At 46.4% G+C, this 13,711-nt stretch carries 10 protein-coding genes; 5 read left to right on the forward strand and 5 right to left on the reverse strand.

Annotated elements, in window-relative coordinates:
* The first annotated feature begins 750 nt into the window (after positions 1-750).
* The 3 genes from AAGR22_RS18950 to AAGR22_RS18960 all read left to right on the forward strand — a co-directional run bounded on the left by AAGR22_RS18950 (position 751) and on the right by AAGR22_RS18960 (position 4,842).
* A complete protein-coding gene (locus AAGR22_RS18950; RefSeq protein ID WP_345829023.1) occupies positions 751-1,983 on the forward strand; it encodes a hypothetical protein in 1,233 nt (410 codons plus the stop codon).
* Positions 1,984-2,010: 27 nt separating this feature from the next.
* Complete coding sequence (locus AAGR22_RS18955) at positions 2,011-3,822, forward strand: phospholipase (protein WP_345829024.1); 1,812 nt, start codon at positions 2,011-2,013, stop codon at positions 3,820-3,822.
* 507 nt (positions 3,823-4,329) lie between these two features.
* Positions 4,330-4,842, forward strand: coding sequence for a helix-turn-helix domain-containing protein (locus AAGR22_RS18960; RefSeq protein WP_345829026.1), 513 nt, complete (start codon positions 4,330-4,332; stop codon positions 4,840-4,842).
* A 319-nt stretch (positions 4,843-5,161) separates the two neighbouring features.
* Here the strand turns inward: AAGR22_RS18960 and mug are convergent, their stop codons facing one another.
* The 4 genes from mug to AAGR22_RS18980 form a co-directional block, all read right to left on the reverse strand.
* On the reverse strand, positions 5,162-5,689 hold the full coding sequence (gene mug / locus AAGR22_RS18965; RefSeq protein ID WP_067706152.1) for a G/U mismatch-specific DNA glycosylase: 528 nt from the start codon (positions 5,687-5,689) through the stop codon (positions 5,162-5,164).
* A gap of 8 nt (positions 5,690-5,697) precedes the next feature.
* Positions 5,698-6,654 carry a WD40 repeat domain-containing protein gene (locus tag AAGR22_RS18970; protein WP_345829028.1) on the reverse strand — a complete coding sequence of 319 codons (957 nt, stop codon included), beginning with the start codon at positions 6,652-6,654 and terminating at the stop codon, positions 5,698-5,700.
* A gap of 74 nt (positions 6,655-6,728) precedes the next feature.
* The gene (locus AAGR22_RS18975; protein ID WP_067706148.1) at positions 6,729-7,190 is read right to left on the reverse strand and encodes a heme-degrading domain-containing protein; all 462 of its coding nucleotides are present in this window, start codon (positions 7,188-7,190) and stop codon (positions 6,729-6,731) included.
* A gap of 162 nt (positions 7,191-7,352) precedes the next feature.
* Positions 7,353-8,339, reverse strand: coding sequence for a hypothetical protein (locus tag AAGR22_RS18980; RefSeq protein WP_345829030.1), 987 nt, complete (start codon positions 8,337-8,339; stop codon positions 7,353-7,355).
* 829 nt (positions 8,340-9,168) lie between these two features.
* On the opposite strand from AAGR22_RS18980, the gene AAGR22_RS18985 reads away from it, so the two are divergent.
* A complete protein-coding gene (locus AAGR22_RS18985; RefSeq protein ID WP_067706143.1) occupies positions 9,169-9,558 on the forward strand; it encodes a tautomerase family protein in 390 nt (129 codons plus the stop codon).
* A gap of 88 nt (positions 9,559-9,646) precedes the next feature.
* Here AAGR22_RS18985 and AAGR22_RS18990 read toward each other — a convergent pair whose 3' ends face one another.
* Positions 9,647-10,786, reverse strand: a complete 1,140-nt coding sequence (locus AAGR22_RS18990; protein ID WP_231877622.1) for an autotransporter domain-containing protein — start codon at positions 10,784-10,786, stop codon at positions 9,647-9,649.
* A 580-nt stretch (positions 10,787-11,366) separates the two neighbouring features.
* Here AAGR22_RS18990 and opgB point away from each other — a divergent pair.
* Positions 11,367-13,670, forward strand: a complete 2,304-nt coding sequence (opgB, locus tag AAGR22_RS18995) for a phosphatidylglycerol--membrane-oligosaccharide glycerophosphotransferase (RefSeq protein WP_345829031.1) — start codon at positions 11,367-11,369, stop codon at positions 13,668-13,670.
* Positions 13,671-13,711 lie beyond the last annotated feature (41 nt).

Raw genomic sequence — 13,711 nt, forward strand, 5'->3', positions numbered from 1 at the left:
TCATGAGTTAAATCTATGATGCTACTAATTTTACGGATGTAAAACGGGCTGTATTGATCCGAAATATACAGCTATTCAGTTTAGTCGTAGGTATGTAAGCATACCCATTTGATTTCCATGCATCGCTGAAACTTGCGTGTTTCAGTCATCATCCGGCTGGTTAAAGTACCGGGCCGTGCTCAACAATAATGCCCTGCATGCCTGACGCAAGCTCTCGAAAAATTGCGCAGCCAGATACCTGACAAGTTCACCCTTTACCGCTGGTTTTAAAGATTTTTTCCGATGAATTCTTTCAGAGCGAGACAATCAAGACTCAGATTTGAAAAAAAACTTTTTCAGACGGTAAATCTCCAGATCTTTGATTTTTTTCAATCAGATTTTTCTCTTCCACCCTATTTAGCCTTTCAAAGTGCAATAACTGACTATGGAAATAGCGGCTTCATAGCAGACATCCTTCACTGCCCCTCCGACTTCGACCGCGTTGAGAGTGGCAATGATCTGGTGTTTTGCTACGCGGGTTTAATGCATAGATATCTCCTCAGGAGACAATAGTAGGTTGTCGTAAGACCTCTAAAAGTAAATGGCCGTTTACATGGATACTTACGAGATAGCCTTTATGTAACGCTTACAGCCATGGCAACTCAAGCCAGTAAAGTTTTAATTATTAATTTTAGTGATCTTCTAATCTTTTATTTGAATAATGAGTTGGAACTAGTGTGTTAATTTAACATTATATGGAGAATTCGTAATATGAATGATAAAAAAACGATCAATAATGTTTTTACGCTCTCATTTTCTGGAACAGCCTGTACGAGAGATGAAGGAGAAGTGTCCCGCTTAAAGAGTGACAAGAGAATTTACTCAGAAAGATCTGGTTATATTCCCGTTCGCGTATTTAGAGAGATCAACGGGGTATTAACCGAAAGTGATAATGCGGTCAGCGTTAGAGGTTCAGGAGAAAATGACTGGGCTATCCCTTGTGATAAAAGTGAGGATTTATTGGTGAGTGGTCCATTAAAAATCCCGGATTCACTAAGTAATTATGTAAAAAAATATGCATCTGGAAACCAATTCTCTGAAGCTGAACAAGCGGAAGGAAAAGACATTTCAGCACTTGCATTACATGGTGCAAATAAGGCTGTAGCCAGTGGCGCTAAGGTGGTCAATATGATCGGTCACAGTCGAGGTGCAGTTGCTGCACTTATGGCTGCATGGTTTATTTACAGTTATGGCAATAAGGATATTCAGGTGAACATTTTTGCAATAGAACCTGTCCCTGGCCCTGGTAATTGGTGGAGCACATTTACGACATTGTCTCCAAATGTTAAACATTATGCAGCGATATACGCCTGGGATGAATCAATTGAACTGTCATCTGATTATCTCTTCACGCCAGTTGTACCCTATCCAAATGAAAAAATGATGGAAAAAAAATCCTGTAAAGCTTCAAATTCATTATGGCCATTTAGTAATGAATGGAAGAATTTAGGGGACAAGGTATTAACACCCGATCCTTTGGGTCGAAGTACTTCACCTCAGCCTGTCCATTATGATTTATATGTGTGCCGAGGAAGGCATAGTACGGTATCAGGAAACATCACAACAGATAGTGAATATGACCCTTCGAAAAATTCATCAAAAGTTGCTAATGTTGGTGATTTAATTTATTTGATGGCCAGAACTTATTTATCTCACTGGGGCACCATTTTCTCAGAACCCTGCGCTGTAACTAATACAGCTAAAGAGTTACGAAAGGCGATAGTAAAATATCATGACTTATTTGATGTAATGGGAGGAGGTATCTATCGAACGAGTAGAATATATTTCAGACCTTATGTTAGACGTATTGCATCTGGTAGTGGAATTTTATCCTGGAATAAATTGTATATGGAAGATGTGGTTGGTGATCCTCCATATGAGCAATATTACCCTGTAACCCAGGAGCGTTCTGGTTGTAGTTGGGTTAATTGGTATTTTCTATAAAATAGATATTAAGTAAAGGGACTTAGCATGAGCTTTATTGAAGACGTGAAGGTAAAATTGAATGCGCTTGGTCTGTTTAATAGCGAGACAACGCTTCCTAACTATATCAGATTGATAGATACCCCTCATATTTTTGGACTTCCATTTAATCAACAAATAATGGATCAATCGATTAAAAGAAAAGATGATTTTGAACGTTCAATGGAGGAAATCATTCAAAAAGCAGTTTATCGCTGTGATGTCACTTCGTTGCACAGCCCTGATCCTGAATGGGGTAAAGTAATTTTACGTTCAATGGATGTCTGTTTGTCACAAAAAATGGGAAGAACACACCCAGTACAATTCCGCTTTTTATTCGGAAACACACCTTACAACCTTCTATTTCCAGCCGATGACCTGATTGATTTCCAGGCGTCATTGCTTCGTTTAGTTCGGGATCGTTCTCAAGACTGGGAAATTGATCCAGAAATTTATATTGGTATTTTCTCCCGTATTGGTGCTGGAGTTATCAGCGCATTAACGAGTAAATTAATTTCAGACGAAATATTAGATTCTGAAGACAATACCAAAATGACCTGGAACCATGTAAAAGTAATTGCTATTGATGGATCTGAAACACTGGCAGGCGGTCACAATTTGAAAATGGATTTGCTTACTAGCTATCCTCCTGTACATGACATTTCAGCTGTCATTCATGGTCAAGCCGCATTAGGTTCTCAACTATACCTTAATGAACTTTGGAGCTGTGGGAGGGATTTACTCTCTAAAAACTTCCTTGATACAAATAAATTATCCTGGAGAGATGTAACCTCATCACAGATAGCCGATCCATTAGCACAAGGCACTAAAGGTTATCATACATTGCAACAACGATGGGATTACCTTATCAAATTACATCAAAACTTTACTGTGCATGATAATCTGACAGGTGATGTTAGCTATCGCAAAGATGCAAATGTAGATGACTTTAAAGCGCCCTTATTTGAACTTCCTCAGCCTTACACTACTTATACAAATATTAATGAGTATAGATTAGCTGACAGGGTGCTTTGTTTAGGTAAATACTGGACTGGTCCTAATAATGATGATGATTTTAAAATTGGAGCAGAAGTTATGAAAGAAACCCTAATTAAAGGAGCTAAAAAAATCATTAGAATGTCTCAACAGGATCTAATCAGTGCATGGAAAAATAATTGGAAAGAGCACCACGTTTGTATTTGGTTAATTGAAGCTCTGTTAGCTAATCCTGAGTTAGAAGTGCAGGTTATAGTATCACCACTTGATGCATCAGCTGGATCTTCAGGAGACCAATACTCTTTTGGATCGGGTTCGCAAAGAACTATGGATTTGTTTCGTTATTATATGACTCATGATGTTGAAACAGATAAACTGATTCCGGATCCTGATGCAAAAATAGCAAGCGCGCTTACCCGAATAAAGATAGCACCATTATATTTCACAGATAAAGTTGATAAAAACCACCAATTAGAAGGTGTTAATTACAAATGGCCCGATGCACCTGAAAATTCGTATACGGCTACACTTAAACGCCCCCCCCTAACTGTGCAACCACCATCAAAAGGGAATATTGGTAGTTCCGCTATGGCCCTTATCCATGCTTCAGGTTTTTTCTATCCTAAAGTTACTCCAGCGCCAGGGAACCATGCAAAAATAACGATTATAGATGATGAACTTTATCTCATAGGTTCCGATAATATGTATCCCGGCTATCTTTCAGAAATTGATTTTATGATCGAGGGGAAACAAGCTGTTGATGAGTTGCTTAAGTCATACTGGCACCCAATCTGGAAATATTCCAGCCAACATGCAGCAAAATAAACACTCCTGATAGATTAATTATCAATAACGCCTACTCCGATAAAAATTCTACTGACTATAGATTAAATGTTATTTTTATAGATTATTTTCAGGGGAGTTAACATGGCGTTCAGCGTTACTCTTCTTAAATTTAGCGGGGGCGTAGCCTCCCCCCTGCTAACATTATCCCATGTTAGTGCAGGAAGTACGAATATGCTGTTGTTTAGTAATTTTATTTACATAAGAAAAACTAAAGATTTACATGTTGTCACTTTCTTCTAAAAACCTGCATGGGGTCAAATTTAATGTAAAATAAAGACTTTAGAAATAATATTTAATAAAATATAACATTTCAGGTATGGCAATAAATTTATAACTCGATAAAAATGTTATCTGTTGATATATGACTTACAACCTAAGCCAAACTTAACCGGGAAAGGTATTTTCTCCTCAATATTTAACGTTGACGCGTGAAAATATTTTTGCCTCTTTACCATGTCATATGATACAAAATAACAGGGAGATGTTATGCTTGAGATAAACTTAGAAAATAAAGCATTTATTTGTAAATATGGATTATCCACCAGCCTGACAAATAAAGAACTGGCATTATTGTTGATTTTTATTGACAACAAATCCACATGCTTGACACATGAATTAATCACTTCCGCCTTATGGGATAAAAAGTGTAATCTTGAGGATAATTTGTTCCAATTAATATTCAGCTTAAGGAAGAAGCTAAAAAAAATTGGTGTATTTGATTTAATATCAAATGTCAGGGGGGTGGGTTATATCTTCGATAAAAATGATTTATTTTCAATAATAAAAAACTCACCACGCGATTTAACAATAATTTATAATAAAAACCTCTCTGATAGCGAAGACAATACAAAAATTGGTTTTTTTTATTTGAATAAGCTTTTTGACATGTTATGCCGTTTGTTTCTAAAAAATAAAGCTGAGAACAACATTTATAAGAAATGTGAATCCCCTGATATTCAGCTAAAAATAATTGAACTTTGTGAAAAGCTTGGCTTTTAATTTTTTATGCATTTTTCATAGCCAGAAGGCTGAGCCGCTGTTTTAAGCATCATGTCCATTGATATCGGTTTCCCCAGGTGGCGATGGATATAGGGTAAGTCGTGTTAACCTGGTCGGACAACAGGGGTTTCGCATACAATTTCCAAAAAAGTATCACCCCCGCCTAAAAAACATTTATGCCGGATTTGGGTCGTGAACCAACGTATTCACGGCGCGTGAGGGCAAAAGTGCTGCGCAGCTTCCCCGACGATTAATTGTCGTTAAGCCCGCTAAAAAAGCCTCTGCCTCCCGGCAGGGGCTTTTTTATGGCTGCATTTGCTCACAGGCCCCGTTCAGCCAGTGAACGCTCAAGCTCGCGGTAGGCGGCCGACAGCTCATCCTGTGAGGCGCGATTCAAGCCGCTGGGATTGGGCAGCACCCAGACCTCCGTCACGCCCATACGGTGCGGCTGTCGGCCCCACGCGACTTTACTGACGCCAGACGCCTGTTGCCAGGCCTGCTTGCCCAGCACGGCCAGCGCGTCGGGCTGGAAGTGAGCGATTTTCTCCTGCAGCGCCCGGCCCCCATCACGCAGCTCCAGGCGGGATAGCTCCGTGGCTTCCCGGGTGGGCCGTTCAACCAGCATGGTAATGCCACAGCGGCTGTCCAGCAGCTTATACTCCTCCTCCGGCTTAAGCTGCACCGGAGTAAACCCGGCCTGCCAAATCGTTTTCCAGAAGCGATTTCCGCCGTGGGCAAAATGGAAGCCTTTATGCGCCGACGACTTGCCGGGATTGATACCGCAGAAGACTACCCTCAAGCCGGGAGCCAGAATATCGGTGATGTCGTGCTCCGTGATGTCGCTCATTCTCTCTCTCAGTCAGGTAAACGAAAATAGCTGAGCACTTCACACCCCTTCCCTACTGACGGAGTGGCGATCACCTTCAGGCTGGCGATATCAATCACGCTCAGCGTACCGTCATCCTCGTTAGCAATCAGCAGCGTGCGGTTATCCGGGCTGAAGCAGCCATCCATCGGCTTATGTCCCACAGCGACCTGCCCCAGCGGATTAAGTTTGCCATCAAACAGGCTGATTACCGGCTCCTGATCGCCAATTACCACCAGCAGCGAACCATCCTCGCTAAAGCGCACCAGCTGGCTGGCCTTCTGATGGCCGGTAAGGGTCAGCGTCTGCAACAGACTGTGGGTTTGTGCGTCCAGTACGTGCAGCTGGGGGCGATCGCCATCCGTTGCCACGATATAAGGCAACACCGGCGAAGCGGCAATACCGTTGACGGAGCCGGGCATGGCGATATTTTCAATCACCTTCCCCTGTCCCTCTGCCAGCTTAACCACGGTGATGGTCCCATCCTCTTCATTATCGGTAAACAGCTTCTGGCCGGAAGGGAGGATCGTTAAGCGATGAGCATTGTGCGACGGCACCGCGATCCTGTTGATGATGGTATCGCTCTCAGGATCGATGACCAGAATCGCGGCGCTGTTTTCACAGCACTGATAGACGTAGCCATCCTGTCCCAGGCGCGCCGTGTGCGGTGATTCCTGTGGACTGACGTCGATAAAACCCGTCAGCTCGCGTTGAAGCAGATCGATTACCGCGATCTTATGGCCCGGATGGGGATTATCGCCGTGAATACCGTCACCGAAGATCGGGACATAGGCCTTATGCTGTTTCGGCAGGATCAACAGCTCGTGTGGACGGGGCGGGAAGGCGTTAAGCTCACGCTCGACGGCAAAGGTTTCAGGGTTGAGAAACAGGACATTGCTGCCCTGCTTATCAACGGCAATCAGACCATAACGGGTGTCAGACTTCACAAATGGCTCCTTAAATGTCGGTTTTGCATCATTAAAAGGTAGCGCATCAGCCAGGTCTGTCGCCCTTAAACAGGTTACAAAATTTGCTCAATACCCCACAGCGCCAGTGCGTGATCCTCATGCGCGGGCAGTCCGCTGACGGTAACAGCCCCGATAACGCCGCCGCCAACCAGGAGTAAAGGCACGCTGCCGCCGTGATCGGTGTAGCGCTGCTGATCGATAAACGTCATCTCATCCATCCGCTTACCAGCGGCCTCATTAAGCAGACCGGTATAGAGTGAGGCGCGGCCATTGCGCAGGGTGGTATTGCGCTTGCGGGCGACCCATTCCATGTTTTCTATGCTCGACCCGGATAATGCAGCGCTGAACAGCACCTGGCCAAAGGCATACACCTCAATGGCAACCGGTAGATTTTCACTGGCGGCCCGGTTGCGGATGGCCTGTCCCAGTGTCCAGGCACTACCAAAACCAAAATGATTCAGACGTACACGTTTTTCCTGCTCCTGCAGGATCTCCAGACTGGGGACGGCAGACATAATTTCTCCGGGTATGAAGAGATGATGGTGCGATCATAATGGATATTTATTTTTCATAAAACAGGAAAATGAAAATAGCGTTTTGTTTTGCGAATGCGATCGCTTTTGGGTTTTGCAAAGGCCACCCGAACCCAGGGGGTAAAACTGCTGGTAATGTATGTTTTACTCATAAGCCGGTAGAGGTGGCGGAAATGGAATGCCTCTGCCGTCCCATTGAATTAGTGCGTTTCTCACCTCAGCATCCTTAGCAACCTTAGCAGCCTCAGCGGCCTTTTGTTGTGCTTCAATATTGCGTTTTCGCTCTTCCTCCTCAAGATTCCTGGCCACTCTTGCCTCTTCTTTAGCTTCTGCAGCTTTACGTGAAACCTCGCCACGGGCATATGACGCTTTATGTTCAGCAAGTTCTTTTTTCCATTCAGAAAGTGGCAGATCGGTTGTGGTCATCAGTAGCGGGTCAGTCGTGTTTTTATCCGTAATGTTAGCTTCGTCGGCTCGCCTTAGCAGCAGTTTGTTGTTGAGTTCATCAATCAGTTGCTTCTGAACGAAATTATCTGCTGGCCCAGTTGGGTTACTTTCACCAGACACACGGGCAATCTTTGTAGTTGCTGCGTTGATTGAGGTGGCTAATTTCTGCGGCAACTTATCCACAGGAGGTGGAGGTGGCGGTGGAATGCCTTTTGCGTCCAGTTTCAGGGGAACTCGTGCTCTGCTCGCCGCAGCCGCAGCCGCAGCCTCGATTTCAGTCGCCTTTTGTTTCGCTTCAGCCTCCAGCGCAGCAGCTACTCTTGCCTCTTCTTTGGCCTCAGCGATTTTCCTTACAATCTCTAATTGATTATATTCTCTTCTTGATCCATATATCTCTTTTTGCACTTTCGTCATTTCCCGATCATTCTGACGATTAAACTCTGAACCACCGTTTTTCCTCATTCTTTCCAGGGTGGTAGTAAGCTCAGCGTTTAAGGCAGCTGTAACGTCATTAGCCTGTTTTTCGGGATTTTTTGGTGTTTTTGACAGGTTACAAACAGTATTTTTTACCTGCGTCGGATTCAACACTTCTTTACTGGTTTCCCTCCCTCTCTTTTCCCCGGAGTTTTCCAAACTCCCTGTTTGTATAACAGCATTTTTTTCCAGAGCATCTGAAATATTCATTATTACCTTTCTTAAGCATTAGATTTTTAGTGTTAAATATGATATATCACCCTCATTCGGATGATCGCCATAAAAATATATTGTTGATATTACCTGCTATCTTAATGAGGTTTTATTATAAATAGACCATATCTTTCAAAATGCAGCATCCCTGCATATTTTATATGGCCAGCCAGGAAAATATGTCATAGCTTATTTACAGCATTATCATTTCACCGTAACCATTTACAGCTTGATTTTCCAGCAAGAGCCTTCGGTCACCTTCAAAATTTATATTTTAAAATTTAAAACTATTTCAATAGGTGAAGTGTCTACATCAATCCCCTCCCTGATAAGATTAACTTTGTGTCACAAACTGCTGGTGCCCCCCCCCCTGGAAATTGCTCCACGAAATATTTAATGACATCGTATCTCTTCAGAAAAAAATTATCATATGATTTTCGTTAAAAAAAATTGGCCTGGCGTTTTTCATTTTCCCCGTAAGATCTTAAGGGTAAAATTGCTGTGACGTTAGTAATAAATACAAACGATTATCTATGTTTTGTGGATGCCACATTTCGGTATAAATGTCCCTGTGTTTACCGGTATTCACATGAACGTATTTTCAGTAGCAGGATGTAGAGTGCTTTAAACAAGGTACTCACTGTGCGATACCCACGCTAAAGCCCGGAGTGCCACTCCTGCTGTCATGCCGGAGGCTGGCTTATGACTACGCACCTTTCAAAGAACAGTTTTGTTCCTGAATAACGTTCTAAATTAGCGCTTTTATTGCTATTGTTCATCAGAGAAAATAATCATTTCAACAGTCGCGTTTTTTTAAGGGGAATTTATGCCTTTACTTCAATTTGATGTGATTCAGGGTCGCTCCGAATCTGAGATGAGAACGCTGCTGGATGCGGCCCACCGCGCCGTATTAACCGCCTTTCAGGTCCCGGCGCGCGATCGCTACCAGATTGTTCACGAGAACAAAGCTTACCAGATGGTTTTTGAGGATACGGGCCTTGGCCTGACGCGCACCGACAACCTGGTGATGGTCAGAGTCTTTACCAGCCCACGCAGCGACGAACAGAAGCAGTTTTTTATGAAGGAGCTGTGTCGCGAATTGCAGGAGAGCTGCGGTATTGCCGGAAGCGACGTGATGATTAGCTTTATCACCAATGCCAAAGGGGACTGGAGCTTCGGCAACGGCAACGCGCAGTACGTCACCGGCGAGCTATGATCCCACCAGCAGCGAGGTAGCCTGAGGTTTTGGTTGTGATGGCTGGCATAAATGTCCTCCGGCGCGGGCCGGAGGACGTAAAAAGCGCTTAGAAGTCGTAGCGCAGACGTACCAGGTTCATATCACCCAGGTTGTCGGTGCTGGAGGTGAATACGTGTTCGTAGTCAACACGGAAGCCGTAATCCAGCTGGAAGGTGACGCCAACGCCGTTGTCGATGCGCAGATAGTCGCGATCGTTAACGTATTCCAGGCGGTCGCCCATCACGTAAGGCATAAAGGTCTTCAGACCGTACTGGCCCACCGGAATGGTATAACCCGCCATGTATTCAATACCCCACGCGTCACCGGCGAAGTAGTTGTTCACATCCTTTTTATGGGTGGTCAGGAAGTTCTGGTAGTAACCGCCGCCAAACGAGAAGGTCCAGCTATCCGGCTTCCAGCTGATGGAGGTGCCGTAAATATTCTGATTATAGGATTTTGACCCGTTGTTCGCCGGATTACGCATTTCGGCATCGGTATAGTTCCACGCCGCGCCCCAGGTCACATCTTTCGTCAGGTGATAATCCACGCCCAGCGAGCCGCCGCCCTGACGCTTATAGCGCAGGCCGTTGCCCGGCAGATACTCGTTATCGGCGAACAGATAAGAGGCATAGACATCCGCTGCGCCATAGGTGTTTTTATATTTCAGCATCTTACGTGAGCGGTACGAACCATCGTAGTCGCCGTTAATGCCGTTGCCAGGTGCCTGAGCGAGCATATCGTAATCCCAGACGTCGGTTTTAGAACCGACTACGTCGTAATAGACGCTGTTCTGCTGGCCGAAAGTCAGTTTACCCCAGGTTTTGCTCTGGAAGCCGGTATAAAGCATACGACGGCTGGTATCGTGTGCGCCGTCGGCATGGTGGTTATCCCAGTCAAATACCGCCGGAATATTCACACCCAGTTCGTAATAGCCTACCCAGCTGATGTCATCAAACAGATAGTAATCGGCGAGGAAACGAAAACGTGTGCCGCCGTCGAAGCCGTTACGCTTGTAAGCGTTTTTACCGTCATCACCGGTCAGGTTGTTGAACTGTGGACGGATACTGCCGCCAACGGTAAAGTTCAGGCGGCTGAGTGGGTCACCCGCCTGCGGATCCTGCTTAATAAGGGTTATTTCTGCGTGTGCCGCAAAAGATGCACTACCAACTGCCAGCCCCAGCGCAATGGCTCGGGTTAAAACGCGCATTTTTATTAACATTATGTAGCCCTGTGAAATATTACCAAACCAATCCGCCGAAGATAGTAGCGTGAGAAGTGTTACAGCTAATGGACATAAACGACCTGTCAGGCGATTTAATTAGCTTAAAATGTTAAGCAAATATGTCATATGAATCATTTACACATAAATCTGAACATTTCGTGTCAAAAACGCAAGGTTTTGTCATCGCATTCTCAGGATGTGAAGTAAATCTGATTTTTGGCATCTTCTTTGCTTTTATACCGGTGGAATATTTCATGATATTTCCTTAACTTACCCAGGCTACCCCATTTGGGTAAGGTAATTAGCTCACTGATTTTAATGGTATTTTATGCGTAACCCTCTTATTTTCTTATGGCTTAATGTTAAGCCCGCCCGCCCGATAAACCCGCTAAGTTAAACGAAGACTAAACAGTAAATCATCAGCCGGGGATCCGCCGCTTTTGCCCCTACAGAGGGCGTATTGCCAGGGATATTTCGCTGCGCTAAATTACGCCACGACCTGTTACTCCGCCCACTCTCCACAGCATCAGGCGTCGATCGCGCCAGTTAAGGATACCAATCGCCCATGGGTTCAGAAATGGTTTCACTGATACTCTTTATTGCTTCTGTCGCGCTCTATGCGTGGAAAGGCGGCAGAAACAGAATCTGGCTGTCGGTGATCGCCTTGTTGCTGGGCATCTATATCATTCTTAATGCCTCACTGGTGGCAAGTAACTACTTTACGGGTGAAGGCATTAATGATGCGGTGATCTACACCATTACCAGCAGCCTGAGCGGGGCGGGCATCAGCAAATACGTTCTGCCCGCCGTCGGGCTGATTGCGGGCCTGGTAGGCCTGTTTCTCGTTTTATGCTGGGTGCTACGCCTGCGAAAGGGGCATCGACACAGCCTGCTGTACAGCCTGCTGGCCGTTATCCTGGCGCTGGCTTCAATTCAAACCACCCCGGCGTATCAGCAGGTTTCCAGCCTGATCAAGTCACAAGCGGGCAAAAGCAGCGCCGATTTTTACGCCTGGTACAAAGTTCCGCATACGCACATCAGCGGCAGCAAACCCAATCTGGTCTACATCTATGCCGAGAGCCTGGAGCGCACCTACTTTGATGAAAAGGCGTTTCCCGGGCTGGCCCCGGAGCTGGGCCGCATAAAAAACAGCGCCGTTGATTTCAGTAACACCGCGCAGCTTCCCGGCACCGAATACACCATTGCCGGTATGGTGGCCTCGCAGTGTGGCATTCCGCTGTTTGCCCCCTTTGACGGCAACGCCTCCAGCGCGCTCTCAACCTTTTATCCGCAAAACATCTGTCTGGGCGATATTCTCAAAGCCTCCGGCTACCAGAACTATTTCTACCAGGGTGCCAGCCTGAGCTTTGCCGGTAAGGATCTGTTCCTCTCCTCCCACGGCTTCGATCATCTTTATGGCTTTGACGAACTGAAAAGCGTGGTCAGCGATACCCGCTACCGCAACGACTGGGGCTGGTATGACGACACGCTGATGGATGTGGTGTTCGACAAGTACCTGGCGCTGGCGAAGCAAAACCAGCCCTTTTCGCTGTTTGCCCTGACGGTAGATACGCACCATCCTGACGGCTTTATTTCCCGTAGCTGCCAGCGTAAGAGCTACCCGTGGGAGGGAAAAGCCAACAAGTCCTTCGCCGCCGTGGCCTGTAGCCAGGAACATATTGCCCGGTTAATCGCCCGCATCCAGGCGACCCCTTATTTCAAAAATACGATTATTGTGGTCAGCTCGGATCACCTGGCAATGAACAATACCGCCTTTAAATACCTCAACCAGCATCCCCGTAGCGATCTGTTCTTTATGCTGCGCGGCAGCGAGGCCACCAGCAAAACCATTAACGTGAAGCGCAGCACGCTGGATAATGGTGCCACCGTGCTGGATGCGATGGGCGGTGATAACTATATAGGCCTGGGGCGCAGCAGCCTCTCGTCAACGTCCCTCTCAGCCGTTTATCTGAACGTGAAGGAGAAAATTAATCAGTGGAAACCGGACGTCATTAAGCTGTGGAATTTTCCGCGGGCTATCTCGGATTACAGAATTGATACCGATAAAAATACCTTTAGCTTCTCCGGCGTACACTTCAAGCTGCCGCTGCTGCTCTCGGTAAAAGCCGATAAAATTGAGCCAAAATTTGACGTTTACCTGGCCACGCCGCTTAAACAGCAGCTTGCCGCATTCGCCCCGGATGAGAAATTTGTCTGGGTAGACCGCTGCTACAAAATGGGAGACGTCTGGGACGAGAAGCTGGAGCTGAATACCCGTCTGTGCGTGGCGGACGGCACTTTAAGTTCGCCCCCTGAGATAGCCCAAATCGCCTCCGGCTCAACGCTGGGCAAGGTCGCTTTCCGCGGCGTGGGCAACAGCAGTGACCCGCGCTATCAGCAGGCAGTGACCCGCCTGCGCATCGCTGATGATGCGCTGAAATATACCTCAGACCGCATCCTGTTTGCTCTGCCGGGGCTGCCAAAGCAGGTGCTGAAGGTCACGGGGCTCTCCTATATCGAACCCTGGGGTGGACGCTGGTCCGATGCTAACCTCATGCCCGCAGTCAGCATTGAGTATCTGACTCCATTGCCTGCTGAATTCACGCTGACGCTGACCGCGCGGGCTTTTGGTGCCAATGCCCACCAGCCCTTTACCCTCCGGGTCGGCGGGGTATCGCAGCAGGTGACGCTGGGCACCCGCGACACCCGCGTACAGCTGCATTTCAGTAACCCCTCCCAGGCCCGCACCCTTGAGATCCTGCCGCCGACGCCCGAAGAGACAACGGAAGGCGCGGTGGACGGTTTTGCAGCCCGCAAGCTGGGCATCGGCCTGGTCAGCCTGCAGATTGAACCCAGCCCCCGGATCTGACGACCTCCGCCCGGACGAGATTATGGTGAAGTTTTCTGATG

It is taken from the genome of Erwinia sp. HDF1-3R (assembly GCF_039621855.1).
Classification (GTDB): Bacteria; Pseudomonadota; Gammaproteobacteria; order Enterobacterales; family Enterobacteriaceae; genus Erwinia.